The sequence below is a fragment of the Fodinicurvata fenggangensis DSM 21160 genome (genome assembly GCF_000686045.1).
Lineage (GTDB): Bacteria > Pseudomonadota > Alphaproteobacteria > Kiloniellales > DSM-21159 > Fodinicurvata > Fodinicurvata fenggangensis.
Genome location: NZ_JMLV01000010.1, coordinates 22,831 through 42,811, shown reverse-complemented (window position 1 = coordinate 42,811; position 19,981 = coordinate 22,831). Strand labels below are relative to the sequence as shown.

20 protein-coding genes and 1 riboswitch are annotated in these 19,981 nt (G+C 63.5%); of the genes, 9 read left to right on the top strand and 11 right to left on the bottom strand.

Features of this window, described 5'->3' with window-relative positions:
• Window positions 1-6: 6 nt before the first annotated feature.
• The 5 genes from BP38_RS20695 to BP38_RS20690 form a co-directional block, all read right to left on the bottom strand.
• Window positions 7-648 carry a TetR family transcriptional regulator gene (locus tag BP38_RS20695; RefSeq protein ID WP_035725286.1) on the bottom strand — a complete coding sequence of 214 codons (642 nt, stop codon included), beginning with the start codon at window positions 646-648 and terminating at the stop codon, window positions 7-9.
• Between the two features lie 57 nt (window positions 649-705).
• Window positions 706-1,188 (bottom strand): YbaK/EbsC family protein, encoded by a 483-nt coding sequence (locus BP38_RS0113440; RefSeq protein WP_026988150.1) that lies wholly within the window; start codon window positions 1,186-1,188, stop codon window positions 706-708.
• Entirely contained in the window at window positions 1,188-2,006 is an 819-nt protein-coding gene (proC, locus tag BP38_RS0113435) for a pyrroline-5-carboxylate reductase (RefSeq protein ID WP_026988149.1), read from the bottom strand. Before proC ends, BP38_RS0113440 begins: the two co-directional genes overlap by 1 nt.
• Window positions 2,007-2,012: 6 nt before the next feature.
• Window positions 2,013-2,513, bottom strand: a complete 501-nt coding sequence (locus BP38_RS0113430) for a type III secretion system chaperone family protein (RefSeq protein ID WP_026988148.1) — start codon at window positions 2,511-2,513, stop codon at window positions 2,013-2,015.
• A gap of 156 nt (window positions 2,514-2,669) precedes the next feature.
• Window positions 2,670-3,056, bottom strand: coding sequence for an accessory factor UbiK family protein (locus tag BP38_RS20690; RefSeq protein WP_081816669.1), 387 nt, complete (start codon window positions 3,054-3,056; stop codon window positions 2,670-2,672).
• A gap of 140 nt (window positions 3,057-3,196) precedes the next feature.
• Here BP38_RS20690 and lgt point away from each other — a divergent pair, with 140 nt between their 5' ends.
• The 5 genes from lgt to BP38_RS0113400 all read left to right on the top strand — a co-directional run bounded on the left by lgt (window position 3,197) and on the right by BP38_RS0113400 (window position 8,156).
• The gene (lgt, locus tag BP38_RS0113420) at window positions 3,197-4,021 is read left to right on the top strand and encodes a prolipoprotein diacylglyceryl transferase (RefSeq protein ID WP_026988147.1); all 825 of its coding nucleotides are present in this window, start codon (window positions 3,197-3,199) and stop codon (window positions 4,019-4,021) included.
• Window positions 4,018-5,136 (top strand): class I SAM-dependent methyltransferase, encoded by a 1,119-nt coding sequence (locus BP38_RS20685; RefSeq protein WP_051609360.1) that lies wholly within the window; start codon window positions 4,018-4,020, stop codon window positions 5,134-5,136. The genes lgt and BP38_RS20685 overlap by 4 nt, the downstream gene beginning before the upstream one ends.
• Window positions 5,133-5,900 carry a peptidoglycan editing factor PgeF gene (pgeF, locus tag BP38_RS0113410; RefSeq protein ID WP_026988146.1) on the top strand — a complete coding sequence of 256 codons (768 nt, stop codon included), beginning with the start codon at window positions 5,133-5,135 and terminating at the stop codon, window positions 5,898-5,900. Before BP38_RS20685 ends, pgeF begins: the two co-directional genes overlap by 4 nt.
• 29 nt (window positions 5,901-5,929) lie before the next feature.
• Window positions 5,930-7,081: a M24 family metallopeptidase gene (locus BP38_RS0113405; RefSeq protein WP_026988145.1), complete on the top strand. Its 1,152-nt coding sequence runs from the start codon at window positions 5,930-5,932 to the stop codon at window positions 7,079-7,081.
• 79 nt (window positions 7,082-7,160) lie between these two features.
• Window positions 7,161-8,156, top strand: coding sequence for a hypothetical protein (locus BP38_RS0113400; protein ID WP_026988144.1), 996 nt, complete (start codon window positions 7,161-7,163; stop codon window positions 8,154-8,156).
• Window positions 8,157-8,168: 12 nt separating this feature from the next.
• Here BP38_RS0113400 and BP38_RS20680 read toward each other — a convergent pair whose 3' ends face one another.
• Entirely contained in the window at window positions 8,169-9,089 is a 921-nt protein-coding gene (locus BP38_RS20680) for a methyltransferase domain-containing protein (RefSeq protein WP_155992437.1), read from the bottom strand.
• 232 nt (window positions 9,090-9,321) lie between these two features.
• Here BP38_RS20680 and BP38_RS0113390 point away from each other — a divergent pair, with 232 nt between their 5' ends.
• From BP38_RS0113390 to cbiB, 4 genes are read left to right on the top strand one after another with little or no spacing between them, the layout of a single operon-like run.
• Window positions 9,322-9,768 carry a PAS domain-containing protein gene (locus BP38_RS0113390; protein WP_026988143.1) on the top strand — a complete coding sequence of 149 codons (447 nt, stop codon included), beginning with the start codon at window positions 9,322-9,324 and terminating at the stop codon, window positions 9,766-9,768.
• Complete coding sequence (locus tag BP38_RS0113385) at window positions 9,765-10,187, top strand: hypothetical protein (RefSeq protein ID WP_026988142.1); 423 nt, start codon at window positions 9,765-9,767, stop codon at window positions 10,185-10,187. The genes BP38_RS0113390 and BP38_RS0113385 overlap by 4 nt, the downstream gene beginning before the upstream one ends.
• An 11-nt stretch (window positions 10,188-10,198) precedes the next feature.
• Window positions 10,199-11,206 (top strand): threonine-phosphate decarboxylase CobD, encoded by a 1,008-nt coding sequence (gene cobD / locus BP38_RS0113380; RefSeq protein ID WP_211250322.1) that lies wholly within the window; start codon window positions 10,199-10,201, stop codon window positions 11,204-11,206.
• A complete protein-coding gene (cbiB, locus tag BP38_RS0113375) occupies window positions 11,199-12,164 on the top strand; it encodes an adenosylcobinamide-phosphate synthase CbiB (RefSeq protein ID WP_026988140.1) in 966 nt (321 codons plus the stop codon). The genes cobD and cbiB overlap by 8 nt, the downstream gene beginning before the upstream one ends.
• On the opposite strand, the gene BP38_RS0113370 is transcribed toward cbiB, so the two are convergent.
• The 5 genes from BP38_RS0113370 to cobU form a co-directional block, all read right to left on the bottom strand.
• Window positions 12,165-13,634: a cobyric acid synthase gene (locus tag BP38_RS0113370; RefSeq protein ID WP_026988139.1), complete on the bottom strand. Its 1,470-nt coding sequence runs from the start codon at window positions 13,632-13,634 to the stop codon at window positions 12,165-12,167.
• A 21-nt stretch (window positions 13,635-13,655) separates the two neighbouring features.
• Entirely contained in the window at window positions 13,656-14,282 is a 627-nt protein-coding gene (cobO, locus tag BP38_RS0113365) for a cob(I)yrinic acid a,c-diamide adenosyltransferase (protein WP_035725284.1), read from the bottom strand.
• A 3-nt stretch (window positions 14,283-14,285) separates the two neighbouring features.
• Window positions 14,286-18,023 carry a cobaltochelatase subunit CobN gene (gene cobN / locus BP38_RS0113360; RefSeq protein ID WP_026988137.1) on the bottom strand — a complete coding sequence of 1,246 codons (3,738 nt, stop codon included), beginning with the start codon at window positions 18,021-18,023 and terminating at the stop codon, window positions 14,286-14,288.
• A gap of 25 nt (window positions 18,024-18,048) precedes the next feature.
• Window positions 18,049-19,098: a cobalamin biosynthesis protein CobW gene (cobW, locus tag BP38_RS0113355; protein WP_026988136.1), complete on the bottom strand. Its 1,050-nt coding sequence runs from the start codon at window positions 19,096-19,098 to the stop codon at window positions 18,049-18,051.
• The gene (gene cobU, locus BP38_RS0113350) at window positions 19,095-19,772 is read right to left on the bottom strand and encodes a bifunctional adenosylcobinamide kinase/adenosylcobinamide-phosphate guanylyltransferase (RefSeq protein WP_322098961.1); all 678 of its coding nucleotides are present in this window, start codon (window positions 19,770-19,772) and stop codon (window positions 19,095-19,097) included. The genes cobW and cobU overlap by 4 nt, the downstream gene beginning before the upstream one ends.
• Window positions 19,757-19,978: riboswitch (cobalamin riboswitch) on the bottom strand. It overlaps the preceding gene by 16 nt.
• Between the last annotated feature and the right edge of the window lie 3 nt (window positions 19,979-19,981).

The following is a 19,981-nucleotide window of genomic DNA, read 5'->3' as shown; positions in this document are numbered from 1 at the left end:
TAACTGTCAACCAGGGACGCCAACGCTGCCGTCCTTGCCGGCAGCCTGTTCCTCTGCGCTTCGGGTCCGCCGTCGCGTTCGCAAACGCCCCAGGATACTGTCCGCACGCGCCAGCGTGCGATCCAGTGCTGCCATGGTCTTGGCCATGTCCTCGCTTTCGTCTTTCAGCCAGACTCTCAGGACTGAAAGGTAGATTGCCGAAAGCCCCTTCACACGCACCACACCGCGCCAGCCACCGGCTGACAATCCGGCCGCTTCCAGCATCCAGGCCATGGATCGTCCCATCCCGGGCAAGGCACAGAGTGCGCTTACCGGCTGACAGCGATAGGAATCAAGAATATTGCCGATTGCTGCCTTGTGCCGGGACAACTCGTCAAACCGGCGCATCATCACATCGAAAAGCCGATCCCTGGCAGAGCCTTCCATATCGACGGCATCACTGTCGGCCAGGACCGCTGCATCCACCTCGCGCACATAAGCCGAAATGATGGCCTGCTTGTTGCTGAAACGTTCATGGATCGCTGCCAGCGTCACGCCCGCTTCACTCGCAATCTCGGAGAGGCTTATGTCAAGCCAGTCACGCTGTGCCGCCAGCTTGAGGGTGGCATCGATGATCTTTCGATTGGAATCCTGTTTGCGGGTCGCCATAGCGTCACGCCTCCTTGTTCTCCCTAACAGGTAGGCGCCACAAGGCCGGAATCCAAGTCAGTCGCGCCGAATGTCGCTGTAATCCGCTTCAGTCAGCTTTGCCAATACATCGGGCGAAAGGCGAAAAACCGCGTTCGGCGTGCCGGCCGCGGCCCAGATCTCCGTGTGATTCTTCAGGTCCCGGTCCAGAAGAATCCTTGGTGGTTGGCTATGCCCTACCGGTGGCACCCCTCCAATGGCGTAGCCGGTCCTCTCGCGCACGAAAGCGGCATCGGCCTTTGCCACCGCCTGCCCGAGCAACCGCTCCAACTTTCCCTCGTCGACACGATTGACTCCACTGGCCACGACCAACAGTGCCTCATCGCTCTCGGGCAATCGAAAGATCAGGGACTTGGCAATCTGGTCCACACTGCAGCCGATTGCAGCCGCTGCGTCCTGCGCTGTGCGTGTGCCTTCGGGAAAGCTGCGTATGTCACAGTCCAGTCCCTGGCCCGCCAAGGCTTGTTGAACACGGGCCGCTGCCCCCGTCAGCGTGGACATCAGGACGCAAGCTCGCGGCTGCGTCGCGTCGCTTCGGCAATGGCCTTGACCATCAGCGGCTCCAGCCCATCCTCGGCCATCAGCACGGCCAGCGCCTCCACGGTCGTCCCGCCGGGACTGCTGACATTCTTGCGCAGCTGCGCCGGGGCCTCCGAGGACTGGTGAACAAGCTCGCCTGCGCCCGTCACTGTGGCGCGGGCAATACGCTCGGCGACTTCCTTGAGCAGACCGGCTTCTTCTCCGGCCTTGGCCAGGCATTCGATCATGTAGAAAACATAGGCCGGTCCGCCCCCCGAAACAGCGGTCACGGCATTCATCTGGTCTTCGTCCTCCACCCAGTCGGCCAGTCCGACAGCCGACATGAGTTCCTGGCAGAACTGGCGCTGCGGCTCACTTACGGCTGCGTTCGCGACCATAACACTGACCCCGCGTCCGACAGCCGCCGGCGTATTGGGCATGGCCCGCACGATGGCTGCCTCATCGCCTAATTGGCCCTTGAAATAGTCCAGGGTCTTGCCGGCAGCGATTGAGAGAAACACCGTCTCAGGAGTCACGAAGCTGCGCAGTTGTGGCAGGGCCTCGTCCATCTGCTGCGGCTTGACCGCCAGCATGACCAGCGCCGGCCGGAAATCCCCCGGCAAGTCGGCAAATGCCTCTACGTGATTGAGGGGGGCAGAGCCGAATGGCTCAAGCGCGGCAGGATTGGGATCAAGAATGTAGACATCCTTCGCGTCGACACCACGCTCCAGCCAACCTGACAGCAGCGCACCTCCCATCTTGCCACAGCCGATAAGCAGCAGCGGACCCGTAACCTTCATCTTGTCTTATGCCTCTCCAACCGTGTCCATCATGGCGGCCGTCAGGGCTTCATCGACTGGGCGGCCGCCCCACACCATTATCTGCAGCGCGGGATAGAGACGTTCGCATTCAAGCAGGGCCGTGTCGAGCAGGTCTTCAAGCTGCTCCACCGATATGCCACTTGTGCCCCGCAAGGGAATGGTATGGCGGAACAGGATTGCGCCGTCGTCAGGCGCATAATCGAAATGCCCCAACCAGAGACGCTCGTTGGCAGCGGCCAGCAGTTCGAATACGGCACTGCGCCGGGTCGCGGCCACCCGCGCCTCGACATGGCACGAGAGATACATCGCTCCGACATCTGCCTGCCAGAGCGCGCAAACATTGTAGTCGCACCACTGGCCGGCCACCTGGACGATCAGTTCCGAGTCGCTGGACCGGTCATGGACCCAGTCATTGGCGGCAACCAGTTCCTCGAAGAGATCGAGTGGATTGGCGGAGATTCGGGAAGGTTCGACAAGCAGACTCATGGAGGGCCTCCACTTTGCGCCCAGACGCTGATCCGGAAGCGATCAGCTGATTCAGGGCCTTGCCCGGGGTTAGCCCTAGATATCGTCAACCCGAGGGATCACCCCACCAAATGTAGCGTGCCAAATTCCCTGAAGCGACGCAACACAGGATAACGCTCAGCTTGTATCTTTCTTCGTGCCGGTCTTGCTGCGGCTCCTGGACGCGGAAGCGCCGGACGCGGCTGAGCTGCTCTTTCCTGATGCTGTGCCGGTGGTCGCCTTCTTGCGCCCCTTGCTGGCAGCGGCCGGCTTCTCGAGTTCAGCCAGTCGTGCCTCCAAGGCAGATACACGCTCGGCCAGGTTTTCCTGTTCCGCGCGGGCCTTTGCCGCCATGGCCTCGACGACTTCATATTCCTCGCGCGTCACCAGATCCATGCCGGCCAGCATCTTTTCCAGGTGAGCACGCAGCCGCCCTTCGGCCTCAGCGCGAACATCACTGGCGACACCGGCGGCGCCCCCAAATACCCGTGCCAGGTCATCGAACAGACGATTCTGGGATTGCATCAACCGCACTCCTTATTGCTCCCGTGACAAGGCTCAGGGTAACGCAGGACCGCGATCTTGCCACTGCCCTTTTCTTGGGTCATGGCGCCGCCTATAACAAAAGGCGCAGGCATATTCTGAACAAGGATCAATGGACCGAAATGCAAGATCTTCTGCTCTGGGGCGCCCTTACCTTTCCGCAATTCGACCCCGTGGCCCTGGAGATCGGCCCGCTTGCCATCCGCTGGTACGCGCTTTCCTACATCGTCGGCCTGCTCGGTGCCTGGTTCTATTGTCGCTATCTGGTCACCGTCTCCCCTTGCGGCCTGACACGCGAAGCCATCGATGACTTCCTTCTCTGGGCCACCCTGGGCGTGATCCTGGGCGGACGGCTGGGATATGTACTCTTCTACCAGCCGGGCTATTATGCCCACAATCCACAGGAAATCCTCTACCTCTGGCAAGGCGGAATGGCCTTTCACGGCGGCTTGCTTGGCGTGATCGTCGCCATACTCCTGTTCGAGCGCAAACGTGGCGTCGCCTTCATGTCCCTGACCGACATCGTCGCTTGCGCAGCGCCCATAGGACTATTTCTCGGACGCATCGCGAATTTCATTAACGGCGAACTCTTCGGCCGCGCAAGCGATGTCCCCTGGGCCATGGCTTTTCCGGGTGGAGGGCCTGAGCCACGGCATCCAAGCCAGCTTTACCAGGCCGGCCTGGAGGGCCTGCTGCTGTTCATCCTGCTGTTCGTCCTGATGCGCTTTGGCGCCCTCAAATGCCGAGGGCTGCTCTCCGGTACCTTCCTTGCCGGCTATGGCCTGGCCCGCTTTATCGGAGAGTTCTTCCGGGCCCCTGATGCACACCTGGGTTACCTGACAGGGGGGCTCACCATGGGACAGTTGCTTTCCCTTCCCATGCTGCTGGCCGGACTGGCCCTGGTATTCTGGGCACGACGCAACTGTGCAGGGAATCACGCCTCATGAGCAAAGCGCTCCTGGACAGCCTCGTCCGGCGCATACGCTCGCAAGGCCCGATCACGGTGGCCGACTACATGAGCGAAGCTTTGTCCCATCCACAGCACGGCTACTATCAGACGCAGGACCCCTTCGGCCGTGCCGGCGATTTCATCACGGCGCCCGAGATAAGCCAGATGTTCGGCGAACTCATCGGATTGTGGTGTGCCGACACCTGGCAGGCTCAGGGAAGCCCCCCCTCCTGCGCCCTGGTGGAATTGGGGCCGGGGCGCGGCACCCTTATGTCCGACATCCTGCGCGCCGCCCGAACCCTGCCCGGATTCGAGCAGACCCTGGAGGTGCACCTGGTCGAGACAAGCCCGGCCTTGCGCCGCCTGCAGCAGGAAAACCTGGCCGGCAGGACGGAGCCAACCTGGCACGAGGATCTCGAGAACCTGCCTCAGCGCCCGACGTTCTTTCTGGCCAACGAATTCTTCGATGCCTTGCCGGTTCATCAATACCAGCGCAGCGAAACCGGATGGCATGAACGCCTTGTGGGCCTGTCGGATGACGGACAGAACCTTGCATTCGGCCTGTCGGGCGCCCTGCCGGACTCCCTGTGCAACGATCTTCCCGAATGCAGCCCGGGCGACGTAGTGACAGTATGCCCGGCAGCACGCAGCTATGCTGCCATCATGGCAAAGCATATATCCCAGTATGGAGGCGCGGCCCTCTGCATCGATTACGGTCATGACCACACAGCTGCGGGCGACACCCTTCAGGCCGTGAAGCAGCACAAATACCATCCCGTTCTCCAGGATCCGGGCGATGCCGACCTGACGGCTCATGTCGACTTCGCCGCCTTGTGCAACGCCGCAAAATCGGCGGGCGCACAAACACATGGTCCCGTGGGCCAGGGCGCATTCCTCAAGGCGTTGGGCATCGAGACCCGCGCCGCCCTGCTGGGCGAATCCGCAACCCCGGATCAGCGCGCGGCCATCGCAGCCGCGCTGCAACGCCTGACAGAGTCTGAACAGATGGGTACACTCTTCCGTGTCATGGCCATAACGGCTGCCCAAGCACCGACACCTGCCGGGTTCCCGGTTACCGAAGCTGACTGCACTGAGGGAAGGGCCTCTGGATGAAGCTGACATCCCCCACCCTGACCGAGAGGGCCGAAGTGAGGCATGGCTTTTTCACACGGCAAGGCGGTGTCAGTGAAGGCATCTACGCATCGCTCAACTGCGGCCTGGGCAGCCAGGACAATCCCGAAGCCGTGGCCGAGAACAGGCGTCTGGCAGCCGAGCAATTGGGCATATCCTCCGATTGCCTTCTGACCTGTTATCAGTATCACTCGACGGAGGTGGCCCGGGTCTCGCGCCCCTGGGGACCAGAGGGGCCGCAGCGCGCCGATGCTCTGGTTACGGACCGGCCCGGACTGGCCATAGGGATCCTGACGGCCGATTGCCTTCCTGTCCTGCTGGCCGATGGTCAGGCAGGCGTGATCGGGGCTGCACATGCAGGCTGGAAGGGCGCACTGACGGGCATTCTGGAAGCAACTCTGACGGCGATGCAGGAGCTGGGGGCCCAGTTGGAGCGGATTACAGCGGCCACCGGTCCTGCCATAAGCGTCGAATCCTACGAAGTGGGTCCGGAATTTCGCGACCGTTTCCTGCAGCAGGACCCTGATCATGACAGCTATTTCACCACTGGCTCGACGGGACGGCCGTATTTCGACCTCAAGGGCTTTGCCCGGGAACGACTCCATGCCGCCGGCGTCCAGAAGGTGGACAGCCTGCCCCAGGACACCTGCAGCGAAACGGATCACTTCTTCAGCTATCGCCGCGCCACCCATCGCGGAGAGCCGGACTACGGACGCTGCCTTTCAGCCATCTGTCTTGCCGAGTGAGGCCTGGCTTATAACGCGGAGGAGAAAGCGTGCCCTTACATTTCAGTGAACTCGAATTGCAGGAGCGGCGCCAGCGCTGCTGCGCCGCCATGTCTCGCGACGGCCTGGACGGCCTGCTGATCTTCCGTCAGGAGTCCATGTACTACCTGACCGGATGCGACACCTTTGGCTACGTCTATTTCCAATGCCTCGTGCTGAAGGCTGACGGCAGCACGGTCCTGCTGACCCGGGCGCCCGACCTGCGCCAGGCCCAGCAGACCTCGACCGTCAAGGACATACGCATCTGGGTGGATGATCCCGGCACCAATCCGGCCGAAGAGCTTCGCGGCCTGCTTCGTGAGCAGGGGCTTGAAGGCTGCCGCCTGGGGGTGGAATACGAGGCCTACGGGCTGACAGGCTACAACTGCAAGCGCCTGGAAGCGGCGCTGGAAGGCTTCTGCCAACTGGAAGACGCCTCCTGGTTGGTCAGTCACCTGCGGGTCGTGAAGAGCCCGAGGGAAATCGAATATCTGCGAAAGGCGGCCGAACTGGCCGATGCGGCCGGGGAAGCTGCCCTGGAGCGAACCGGCCCCGGTACCTATGAGGGAGATATCCTGGCAGACATGCATGCCTGCATCTTCCGTGGTGGCGGAGATGATCCGGCAAACGAGTTCATTATCGGCTCCGGACCCCAGGCCCTGCTTTGCCGCTATCACAGCGGTCGCCGGCATCTGGATGCACAGGACCAGTTGACGCTCGAGTGGGCCGGCACCTATCGCCACTACCACGCCGCCATGATGCGCACCGTTCCGGTTGGCACCTGCCCGCCCGAGCAGGAGGAGATGTTCAAGGCCGCGCGCGATTCACTCCTGGCCGTGGAGGATGCCCTGGCGCCCGGCAACACCGTTGGCTCTGCCTTCGATGCCCATGCCCGTGTCCTGGACCAGGCCGGTCTTGGTGCACATCGGATGAATGCCTGCGGTTATTCCATGGGCACCACCTTTGCGCCCAACTGGATGGACTGGCCGATGCTCTATCACGGCAATCCGGTTCTCATCGAACCCGGCATGGCCTTCTTCGTCCACATCATCATCTTCAACAGCGACAAGGGACTTGCCATGACGCTGGGGCGCTCTTCCCTGGTCGGGGAGTCGGAATCAGAAAGCCTTTCGAAGGCGCCACTTGAACTGATCGTGAAATAGGACATCGATCCGTGCCACATCTCATTCTCTTTGTCTGCTTCATGATACTGGGACTGCTGGCAACCTGCGTGATGATGTGATGCGCCTCGCCGGACCTCTCATTCTGGCACTTCTCCTTCTCGGCGGCTGTGGAGAACTGCCACGCCCTTTCAAACAGGCGGACCAGCAGGCCTTTGACCTGCGCGTGGCACGAGAACGCAACACGATCCAGGTCCAGGGGCCTCAGAGCCTGCCGGATCGGCGCAAGGCCGATTTCGAGCAGATGATCGTCGAGGGGCTGCGCGAGAATGGACTGTCGGCGCGCCGCTCGGCGGCGCCTCGCCCCGGATATGCAAGACTTCTGGCGGACAGCGTGGTCGCGCCGGGAGACAGCAGCCAGACCAACCTGCAACTCTCCTGGCGACTCTTCTCGATGGATGACGAACTGCTGCTCAAGCCGGTGCAGGAAAGGCAGATTTCTCCGGGGTCCTGGACAAACGGGGACAGCGAACTCCTGGCTTCGCTGAGCGACGAACTTGTAACCGAAATCAGCGAAAGCTTCGGATATACCTACCGCCCGCCGGCGCTGGCGCCCGAGGAGCTCGCGAACAGTTCGAATGAATCAGGCACGCCCCCGGAAAGCCGCCCCGAACAGACGACAGCGGTAACAACGAGTGAAGATCCAGCCGATCCGGCCCCCCAGCGCAACGAACAACGCAGCGGCGAGGTCATCGTCCTGCCCATCGAGGAAGCACCAGGCGACGGTCGCGAGAGCCTGGAGATCGCCATGATGCAGGTCCTCCGGGATGCTGGTGTTCCGGTGCGTCGTGTGCCGGAAATCCAGGACTTCCTTCTGGAAGTCGATGTCGAACTGGGGGCACCGCGCGAAGGGATGCAACGCATCCAGATCGTCTGGACCCTCCTGTCCGCGCGCGACTTCTCGGAAATCGGCACCCTGACCCAGGACAACCAGATCCCGGCTGGCAGCCTGGACGGCGAATGGGGCGAAACGGCCTATGCCATCAGCCGGGCAGCGGCAGATGGATTGGTCGAGTTGCTGCGTGAGGCAGGACTGGCGCGTTCGGCTGGCCAGTGATTTCAGTTTGCTTCAGTTGCGGACCTGCTTTCCGCCATGAAAGATGCCGTGGAAGCGATAGACGCGAAGGTGCCCGCTTTCCATGGCCGAAGCGCGACCCGTCCAGAGTTCCGCTTCGGACATCATGGTCTTGGCGAGTTCTTCTTCGGGCCGCTGGTTATGGGTATGATCCAGATACTCTGCCCAGGCCGAACGGATCATATGGACGAAACGATCGGTTATGTCCTCCTGGACGCGGATCTCGATATTCCGGGAAACCAGATTCTTCTGGTACTCGGCAGCCGTCCAGGGATGCGGCGCCATCGGCTCTCTTTCCAGCCAGTCGCTCAGACTGCCGTCCAGGGACTCCGGGCTGTCCACGACATAGTCAGTGAACAATAGCTGCCCGCGTGGCTTCAACGCCTTCACCATGTGATCCAGTAGGTGCTGCTTGTCGATGATGCGAAAGAAGGCGTCCTTCGAGAAAATCGCATCGTAACCGCGCTGTTTCAATTCCGCCTCTGACAGGTTTGCCTGCGCAACAGGCGCGCGCCGCCCCATGCCGGCAGCCTCCGACAGGCCCTCACCAGCTTCGGCCAGAGCGGCATCCTCCTCCAGCGCCGTCACCCAGGCACCGAAGGACTCCGCCATGACCCGGGCACAACCGCCCAGCCCCGCGCCCATATCGAGCACGCTCATCTCGTTGTTGAGGCCCAGGGGCTTTACCATGTCCTGAACGAATTCAGGATCCCCGGGCGAAATCATGCCCGCGCCCCAAAGGGCCTGGGCCAACTCGATGCGGGCCGTTTCCCAGGGCATCTTCGCGCGTTCGTAGGTAATGTTGTGAGCGGGCGGTTCCTCGTCAGGCACCTCGAGAGGGCGCTCCTTCAAGCGCAGGTCATACCCCTGCCACCAGGCCTTCAGCCGCATGCTGATCGGGATCTTTCTGGTCATGGACCATTCCCAGCTGTTGCGTGCTTGGACAAGAAGCAAACCACTCCTGTGATGACGACACTCGCCAGACCTTCAACCTAACGGCAAGTGGTAAAGCCACTGTTAACTCTTCTTCATGGTACTGCCCACGATCGGCTTTCAGCAGCAGTAAAATGACTGCCATGAGCGAAAGTCTCTTGGCCTTTGCCCCGTTTTTGTGATTCACCTAGGGGGTCATAGCTTGGGGGCGATTATGACCAACCCGGATTCCGGCCTTAGCCTGCGCCACACACAACTGAAATCCCTCTACAAGGAATGGGTGAAACTCTGTGGAGAGGGAACCTTTCCCATGGCGGCCGACCTGGATCCGCGCAGCCTGCGTCCCTGGCTCGACCACTTGGTTGTCATACGCATCGCTGCAGACGGCCGCTTCGTATACGGTTATTATAATCCGAACTATGCCGAGATATTCGATGGCGACAGGGTCGGACAATCTCTGGAATCCCTGCCCGAGGAGCAGCGGCGCCTGCTGGAGGCCGAATACAGGCAGGTCCAAGAGGAACGCCTGCCCACCTCGCGCATCTACACGGCCCTGTTCGACGGTGAGGAACAGAGCTGGGAGCGTCTGGTACTGCCATTCTTCACCCCTAAAGGACGCGTCGAGAAAATGCTTGTGGGTGCCTATAGGCTGAACCAATGACTGCTGGACCGCTTTCCTTCTTTCGCTCACACATCCGCAAGGACCCCAGGCGGGAATTGACCCAGGCCGCCACGGTCCTCGAGACCGAGGAATTCAATCTCTGGTGCGCGATGAACGACCGTCCCTTCCGGCTGCGCCTGGTCGAGGTGGATGGCGAACAGCCAGAATGGTGCATCGAGGCCGAACCCGGCACGGCCAATGCCCGGATCGTCTATGCCACCGGAACCGGTTCCGAAACCGCAGCGGTGGCCGTAGCCTATGGCTTCGTGGCCGGCGTCGAATGGCTGGAAGTGCTGCAGGAAGCCGAGCAGCAGGAAGCCGAGGAAGCTGAAGCGGAAGCCTTCCGCCAGGCCGAAAGCGACGAGGCTGGTGATGAGGACACGCAAGAGGCCGGTGCGAACGGACAGGAAAGCACCTGACGGCACACGACATGTCGGACTCACCAACAGAACTGGTCCATGGCGGCGATCTCGACTCTGCCCGGAAGCGCCACCCTGAGGCGGGCAACAGCTGGCTTGACCTGTCCACAGGTATCAATCCCTGGCCCTATCCCATTCCCGCCATGCCAGATGACGCCTGGCAACGCCTGCCCGGGCGTCAGGCCCAGGATGAATTGCTCCAGGCGGCGCGCCTTGCCTATGACCTGGCCCCGGAAGCCGGCCTTACGGCCGCACCTGGGACCCAGCTTCTGATCCAGTTGCTGCCCCGCCTGTTTGAGCCGACAAATGTGGAGATCACGGGCTTCACCTATGGTGAACACCAGCGCTGCTGGGCACTTGCCGGCCACAAGGTTGCAATCCGCGCTCCAGAGGCCCCTCTCAGCGAGGCGGCCCGCATCCGCATCGTAACCCGTCCCAACAATCCGGATGGACGCATCCTTCCTCGCGAAACCCTGATGGACTGGGCGGACCGGCTTGCCGAACGGGACGGCCTCCTGGTCGTGGACGAGGCTTTTGCAGATGTGATCCCGGAGTGCAGTCTTGCCCCGGAGGCCAACCATCCGGGGCTGTGCATCCTGCGTTCTTTCGGAAAATTCTTTGGTCTCGCCGGGCTCAGGCTCGGTTTCGCCCTGGGGGCTCCCGCCCTCCAGGAAAGACTGACCGTCGCACTGGGACCCTGGGCCGTGGCCGGTCCTGCCCTGGCCATCGGCAGGGCCGCTCTTGCCGACCTGCAGTGGTCGGCTGAAACGCGTCAGGCCCTGCAGAGGCAGTCCCAGCACCTGGACGAGGTCCTGCAAAGGGCCGGTCTGGAAATCCTGGGCGGCACGTCACTTTTTCGACTCAGCGCGCATGATTCGGCAAGCAGAATTGCCGAGGACCTCGCGGCCCAGGGCATCCTGGTGCGCAGCTTTCCCGAGGAACCCCACTGGCTTCGCTTTGGCCTGCCGCCCGATGAGGGGGCCCTGGACCGACTGACGCGGGCCCTGCCGCATGGCTGATGTGGCCCTGATCCTTTTGGCCGCTCTGGTTCTGGATGCCCTGGTCGGCGATCCCGACTGGCTCTGGCGTCGCCTGCCTCACCCGATCACCCTGATCGGACGTTTGATCGGTCACATCGACCACCAGTTCAATCTGCCGAACGCGGCCTTCGGCACACGCCGACGCCTGGGGGTCATGGTCATCCTGCTGCTGCTAGCCGCGGCCGCTGTCTGCGGGATGGCGTTGGCATTTCTCTTCAAGATCCTGCCCTTCGGCTGGATTCCCGAAACGCTCCTGGTCGCCGTGTTCCTGGCCCAGCGCAGCCTTTGCCAGCATGTTCTGAGCGTTGCCAAGGGCTTTCGCGACGATGGCCTGTCGGGCGCCCGCCAGGCTGTGGGGATGATCGTCGGTCGTGATCCCGAGCAACTCGATGAAGCGGGAGTCTGCCGGGCCGCCATCGAATCCCTGGCCGAAAACTTCTCGGATGGAGTCATGGCGCCGGCCTTCTGGTACCTGTTGGCAGGTCTGCCGGGATTGCTGGCCTACAAGCTGCTCAACACCGCCGATTCCATGATCGGCCACCGCAATGAACGCCACGCTGCCTTCGGCTGGGCAACGGCGCGCCTGGACGACCTGGCCAACCTGCCGGCAGCGCGGCTCAGCGCGCTCCTGATCCTGCTGGCGAGTGCCCCGCCAAGCTGGCACGGGATCCTTCGCAGCCTGTGGCATGACGCCCCGAAGCATCGCTCCCCCAACGCGGGCTGGCCGGAAGCTGCCATGGGCGCAAGCCTTGGCCTGGCGCTCGCGGGTCCGCGCAGCTATGGCAGCGAGCAGGTCGAGGATGCCTGGATGAACGCCACGGGGCGACAGGCCGCCAACTCACAAGATATCCAAAGAGCCGTTGCCCTCTGCTGGCGCAGCTTTTTCATGCTTCTGCTCGCCCTTGCGCTGATCGCTGCCGGAGCATTGCTCGCCTGATCACCCTGCGCCCGCGATCTCGAGAAGGCGATCGGCATCGACATGAGTTTCCAGGTGATCGGCCAGAACGTCCAGCGCCGTATCCACCTGGACTTCATAGGCCAGGCCGGAGTTCGCGCGCTGGCGCAGGCTGCCCAGGAAGGCATTGCGGAAGGCATCGGCCTGGAAGAGGCCGTGGAGGTAACAGCCCATGACCCGGCCATCCGGGGAAATGGCGCCATCGGCGCGTGCGGGATCGAGCTGAAGGAAGGGCGCTTTAATACCCGGACCGTCCGTGTGCCCCAAGTGCATCTCGTAGCCCTGCACCGGAAAACCGCTGGCCAGATGACGGCCGCGCATCTCCACCAGCGTCTTGTCTGGCTTCATGGTCGTCTCGACCTCCAGGAAGCCCAGCCCCTCATGGGTACCGCCCGGGCTTTCCAGTCCTTCCGGATCGTGCAGGCGCTGCCCCAGCATCTGGTAGCCGCCGCAGATGCCCAGCACCCAACCGCCACGGCGCAGATGCGCCTGTAGGTCGATATCCCAGCCCTGCTCCCGGAAGAAGGCCAGGTCCCCCAGCGTGGATTTCGAGCCCGGCAGGATTACGAGATCGGCCGTCCCGGCCAGTGCTCGTCCCGGTTCTATGAATTCCAGCTGGACGTCCGGCTCCTGCGCCAGGGGGTCGAAATCGTCGAAGTTGGCAATGCGCGAAAAGCGCGGGACCACGATGTGAATCCGATCCGTGGCGCCCTCAGGGTCGCTTTGTGAAAGCGAAACCGCATCCTCTGCCGGCAGGTACCCGGCCTGAGGCAGGAAAGGCACCACCCCAAGTGCCGGCCAGCCGGTTTGCCGGGCGATCAAGTCCAGGCCATCGTTGAACAGGCTGGTGTCTCCCCGGAACTTGTTGATCAGGAACCCGCGAATGCGTGCCCGTTCCTCGGGCCGTATGACGGCATGGGTTCCCACCAGGCTGGCGATCACGCCGCCGCGGTCGATATCTCCGATCAGGATGACAGGGCAGTCGGCGGCCTCGGCAAAGCCCATGTTGGCAATATCGCCGGCGCGAAGATTGACCTCGGCTGGACTGCCGGCCCCTTCCACCAGGACCAGGTCAGCCCCCTCGCCCAACCGGTGATAGCTGTCCAGGACCGCCTGCAGCAGATCCGGCTTGCGGGCCGAATAGTCCCGCGCCTTCAAAGTGGCCCAGCGCCGCCCCTGAACGATCACCTGTGCTCCCAGATCGCTTTCCGGCTTCAGCAGGACGGGATTCATGTCGATGGCCGGCGCAACGCCACAGGCCCGCGCCTGCAGCGCCTGGGCCCGGCCGATCTCTCCACCGTCGGCGGTCACGGCAGCGTTGTTCGACATGTTCTGGGGCTTGAAGGGCCGCACGGACAGGCCCCGACGCGCAAACAGGCGGCAGAGCCCCGCCACCAGCACCGACTTGCCCACATCGGACCCGGTGCCCTGGAACATCAGGGAGGCTGTCATGGAGACGGCCGCACGGCTGGTTCAGAACTCGATGCCGGCCTGGGCCTTCACGCCATCGCGGAAGGGGTGCTTCACCATGGTCATCTCGGTCACCAGGTCGGCGATCTCGATCAGCTCGTCCTTGGCATTGCGGCCGGTGATCAGAACGTGGGTGTCCTTCGGCTTTTCCTCCTGCAGGAAGGTCACCACCTCGTCGATGGGCAGGTAGTCGTAACGCAGCACGATGTTGAGCTCGTCCAACAGGATCATGCGGTAGTTGGTGTCGCGGATCATCTCCTTGGCCTGTTCCCAGGCGGAGCGCGCGGCGTCAATGTCGCGCTGGCGGTCCTGGGTGTCCCAGGTGAAGCCCTGGCCCATGGTCTTTATGGTCACCTGTTCGGGGAAGTGCTCCAGGATCTGGCGTTCGCCGGTCTCCCACTTGCCCTTCACGAACTGGACGACCCCCACCTTGAAGCCGTTGCCCATGGCCCGCATCACCAGGCCGAAGGCTGCCGTGGACTTGCCCTTTCCCTTGCCGGTATGGACCATCAGCAGACCCTTCTCGATGGTCTTGGTGGCCAGGATCTTCTCCCGTGCCGCCTTTTTCTTGGCCATCTTCTCGGCGTGCCGCGCGTTGATTTCCTCTTCGGTCATTCCGTCGGTCTTCATGGGTCACATATCCTTCCCGGTAATCTCGTTCAGGCGAGCATAGGCCGTATTGGCCCTGGGTTTCCAGAGCCCGCGTTCCAGCGCCTCGTCCATGCGTTCCGCCATTTCCTTCAGCGCTTCCGGATTGTGCGCCTCCAGGAAATCCAGAACCTCGGCATTGTCCAGATAGGCATCGAAAACCGCGTCGAAGTGATGGTCGCGCACGGCATGGGTTGTCGCCGCAAAGGCAAAGAGGTAGTCCACGGTGGCCGCCATCTCGAAGGCGCCCTTGTAGCCATGGCGCATGACCCCCGCGATCCACTTGGGATTCACCACCCGGGCCCGGACAACGCGGCCGATCTCTTCCTGCAGGGTGCGAATGACGGGGCGCTCAGGGCGCGAATGGTCGTTGTGATAGACCGTGGGCGCCTTGCCCGACAGGGATTCGATGGAGACCGAAAGCCCGCCCTCGAACTGATAATAGTCGTCCGAGTCCAGCAGGTCGTGCTCGCGGTTGTCCTGGTTGTGCACCACGGCCTCGACGGCACCCAGCCGCTCCTCGAACAGCCCATGCTCGGCCGCCCCTTCCGCGCCCTGGCCATAGGCATAGCCGCCCCAGGCCACATAGGCGCGCGCCAGGTCGGCCCCGCTGTCCCAGCCCTTCTCGTCGATCAGCGCCTGCAGCCCAGCCCCATAAGCGCCGGGCTTGGAGCCGAAGATGCGATAGCCGGCACGCTGCCTTGCCACCGCTTCCTCAACGCCTTCGCCCACCAGCGCCTCGGCATCGGCTTTCACGCGCGCGGCAAGCGGGTTCTGGGCCTCGGGCTCATCCAGCTCCGCCACGGCCCGCACGGCGGAATCGAACAGGTCGATCTGGTTGGGAAAGGCATCCCGGAAGAAGCCCGAAATGCGCAGGGTCACGTCCACGCGCGGCCGGTCCAGCACCGACAGCGGCAGGATTTCGAAGCCGGTCACGCGCCGCGAGGCCGTCTCCCAGGTCGGCTGCACGCCCAGCAACGCCAGCGCCTGGGCGATGTCGTCGCCGCCGGTGCGCATGTTCGCCGTGCCCCAGGCCGACAGCGCCAGGGTCTTCGGCCAGCCGCCGTGTTCCTGCCTGTGCCGCTCCAGCAGGCGCGTGGCCGATTTCCAGCCCAGCGTCCAGGCGGCCGGGGTCGGCACCACGCGGCTGTCCACGGAATAGAAGTTGCGCCCGGTGGGCAGAACATCCGGTCGCCCGCGCGTCGGCGCACCCGAAGGACCGGGCAGGACGAAGCGCCCCTCGAATGCCTTGAGGATGCCTTGGATCTCGGCCGCCCCGCAGGCCTCGACGGCCGGGCGCATGGATTGAGCCACGCTGTCCAGAACAGCCCGGGTTCGCGTCCAGTTCTCGGGTGGCGTACGCGCGCCGGCCACCAGTTCGCGTGCAAGCCCCTCGAGGCGTTCCACCGTGTCGCCCGCGGTGCGCCAGCGTCCTTCCGCCTGCAGCGCGTCGGGATACGGCCCCTCCCAGGGCGTGGCAAAATCACAGTCCAGCGGATCGAAGCCAAGCTCCAGGTCGGCCACCAGAGCTCGCAGCAGCGAGGCGTCCCCGCCTTCGCCCTTGCCCCGCGGGATGCGCACCAGCGCCACCAGCAGGTCCGTCAATTGATCGCCATCGGGCGACTGGCCGAATATGTGCAGCCCGTCGCGGATCTGCATCTCCTTCAACTCGCAGAGATGATTGTCCAGCTTGGCCAGCGCCTGGTCCTCGTCGTCGGCCTCGGAGATGCCGCAGTCGCTGTCCAGGCCCAGGCGGCGGGTAACGTCCAGGATGTCCTGGCGCAGCACCTCGATCCGGCGCGGATCCACGCCGGCGGCCTCGTAGTACTCGTCCACCAGCAGTTCCAGGTCCTTCAGCGGCCCATAGGTCTCGGCCCGGGTCAGCGGCGGCGTCAGGTGGTCGATGATGACCGCCTGGGCCCGGCGCTTGGCCTGTGTCCCCTCGCCCGGATCGTTCACGATGAAGGGATAGATGTGCGGCATGGGGCCCAAGGCTGCCTCGGGAAAACAGCCCTCGGACAGGGCCAGTGCCTTGCCCGGCAGCCATTCCAGGTTCCCGTGCTTGCCCATGTGCACCACGGCATCGGCTTCCTGCTGCAGCCAGGCATAGAAGGCCAGGTAGGCGTGCGGCGGCACCAGGTCGGGATCGTGGTAGCTGCGCTCGGGGTCGATGTTGTAGCCACGCGCCGGCTGCAGCCCGACCAGCACCTTGCCCAGCCGAAAGGCCGGCAAGGCGAAGGCGCCGCAGTCCAGTTCACCGTGCAGATAGAAGGGATCGGCCTCGGGCGGCCCCCAGCGTTCGAGCACGGCCTCCTGCACCACCTGCGGCAAGTTGCCGAAAAAGAACTCGTACTCAGGCCGCGGCAGGGTCTCGCGGATCTCGCGCCCCGCCAGACCGGCATTGGTCGGCCCTTCGGCCATCTGGGTGATCAAAGCATCGCCGTCTTCGGGCTGATCCCGGACATCGTAGCCAGCTGCCGCCATGGACTGCAGAAGCGTGATGGTCCCGGCGGGTGTGTCCAGGCCAACACCGTTGCCCATACGCCCGTCCCGGTTCGGATAGTTGGCCAGCACCAGCGCGATGCGGCGCGCGGCCACTGGCTTTTCCCTCAGCTTCAACCAGCGTGCTGCCAGGCGCGCCACGAAGGCAACGCGATCGGCCACCGGTTCGTAGCGCACCAGCGATGTCTGGGTTGCCGGGTCATAAAGCGCCTCGCCCTTGAAGGAGATCGCACGCGTCAGCAGGCGGCCATCCACCTCGGGAAGGGCCACGTTCATGGCAATGTCGCGCGCGGCCAGTCCCTGGCTGCCCTCTTCCCAGCTTTCCCGATCGGAACCGGCGAACACCACCTGGAGCACCGGCGCATCGATGCTGTCGTAAGGCGTTGCGCTGCGCTCGGCTGAAGGGCTGGAAACCGCAAAGCCTGTCGCATTCAGGACCAGTCCGGTCCCGGCTTCCTCCAGCAAGGCCTGCAGCGTGCTTGCGGAAACCTCTTCCTTGAGGCTGGCACAATAGATCGGCAGGGGATTGATGCCTTCTGCCTGCAGCTTCTCGATCAAGGCATTCACAGGTGCCAGGTTGCCGGCCTGAAGCAATGCCCGGTAAAAGACAACGGCCGCCACGGGCGCCCCGTCCGTCCAGTGCGCTCGCAGCTGCGTCAGGTCCGGCTGCTCCAGTCCTGGCCAATAGGGGCCCGCACGCAACAGCGGGGCAGGCTCCCGCCAATCCCGTTCTGCGCCCAGCAGAGTGCAGGCATAGGCCAGCAGGTTGCGCGCGTTCTCGGGACCGCCGTGAATGCAATACTGCCATAGCCGATTGCGCGCGCTTTCCTCCAGGGAGCTGCTTGCTGCCAGGTCCGGATCCGGCTTGTCGTCGCCGGGCAGGAAGGCCACGGGAATCCCCCGCTCGCGCGCCAGGGCTTCAAGCTGCTCGACCCCGTAGGACCAGTAGCCGCGCCCGCCCAGTACACGCACGACCACCAGGCGCGCTTGCTCCAATACCTGTTCCAGGTAGAGGTCCACCGACATGGGGTGACTGAGCTGCATCAGGTTTGCCAGGCGCAGACTCAGCCCCTCCTCGTTCAGGTCGGCCCAGGCGGTGGACAGGCTGGCCAACTCAGTGTCTGCCGCCGAAAGAAAGACGATGTCGCCCGGCGTCTGCTCCAGATCGACGGCTTCGCTGCCATCGGAGACCCTGCCTGGCTGTGCGGCGAGTAGATGCATGCTTTCGGTCCAGTGTCTTGGCGGGTCAGGCCGCAGCCTGTTCCTGTGCCAGGGCGGCACGGATTGCCGGCTCGTCCAGGCCCTTCTCGCCGATGACCACCAGCCGCGTGCGGCGGCTTTCCTCCGCGCGCCAGTCTCGGTCGTAGTAGTGCTGGAATCGTGGTCCGACCCCCTGCACCACCAGGCGCATGTCCTTGCCGCTCACGACTGCAAAACCCTTCACCCTCAGCACGCCGAAGCGTGCCGATAGCGGGGTCAGTAGGTCCAGCAGCCCCTGGGGTGAATCGCACTCGCCCAGCTCCACCACGAAGGATTCGAAGTCGTCATGGTCGTGGTCGTCATCGCCGTCATGGTGCGAGGGACGGCTGTCCAGATCGTCTTCGGCCTCGGCACCCAGGCCCAGCAGAACACGGGGGTCCAGTTGTCCCTGGGTGGCGGCGACTGCGGGAACGCCCGCGCGCAGGTAGCCATGCGTGGTCTCCAGGACCTGGCGGTAACCATCCTCGTCCAGCAGGTCACGCTTGTTGATCACAACCAGGTCGGCACAGCCGAGCTGCTCCTCGAAGAGCTCCTCCAGGGGGCTTTCGTGGTCCAGTGCAGGATCGGCCTGGCGCTGGGCCTGCACGGCCGCGGGCGCACTGGTGAAAATGCCTGACTCGACAGCAGGCCCATCCACCACGGCGACGACACCATCCACCGTCACGCGGTTGCGTACGTCCGGCCAGCCGAAGGCCTTGACCAGGGGTTTCGGCAAGGCCAGGCCCGAGGTTTCTATGATGATATGATCGGGCGGGTCCGGGCGGTCGATCAGCTTCTGGATGGTCGGCAGAAAGTCATCGGCCACCGTGCAGCAGATGCAGCCATTGGCAAGCTCCAGCACGTCATCCTCGCTACAGCCCTCGACGCCGCAACCCTTCAGGATTTCTCCGTCCACGCCCACATCACCGAATTCATTGATGACCAGCGCCAGGCGTCGCCCACCGGCATTCTCCAGCAATGAACGGATCAGGGTCGTCTTTCCGGAGCCGAGGAATCCCGTGATTACGGTGGCGGGTATCTTTGCTAGATCTTTCATGGAGTGTCACCTTCCGGGGCTTTCAGGGTAAGCGGCAAGCCGGCTGCCAGGAAGACCACTTGGTCGGCGGCAGCAGCCAGTCTTTGATTGAGATATCCGGCATGGTCGCGAAAGGCGCGCGCCAGCGCATTCTCGGGCACAATGCCAAGGCCGACTTCGTTGGACACCATGACCAGTGGAACGTCAAGCTGCGTCAGGCTTTCGAGCAGTTCTCGAACCCGCGCGTCTACATCCATTTCGGCAAGCATCAGATTGCTGAGCCACAGCGTCAGGCAGTCCACCAGAATCGGCTGCTTCAATGCGGCCGCCGAGTGCAGGGCCGCTTCCAGGTCAAGGGGCGCCTCCAAAGTCTGCCATCTGGAATCGCGGCGCGCCCGATGCGCGGCTATGCGTGCCTCCATTTCGGCATCGAAGGCCTGGGCCGTTGCCACATAGCAGATGGCCCCCTCCTGGCACTGGAACAGCTGCTCGGCATAGCTGCTCTTGCCCGAACGCGCGCCCCCCAGCACCAGTGTCATACCGGGTAGCTGCGGCGTAGTGTGGGACAAGGCGGACATGCCTTCGACTGTCTCCCGTTTGCTTCTGGCGGGAGAGGCGACGCGGCACAGCAAGACGATCAGGCTGGACTTTGGCGCCACCGGTACACCCCGCCCGGTGTTCAAGAGTGGATCCACGGGCAGGTTTCCTGGCTCACGGGTCCAAACTCGGCGCAGTAGGCCTTCCCGATCACGAGATCAGTGGCCTGCATTTACCTTGCGCCGGGCTCGCCGTTTACAGTTGCGGGGGCAGCCGCGGCATTGGCCAATCATACTGGCCGCACCGCGTTCCCTTTCCCGATGATCGCAGGCGAGCTTAGGAAGCCTGCCTAAGGGAAGTCAACGAC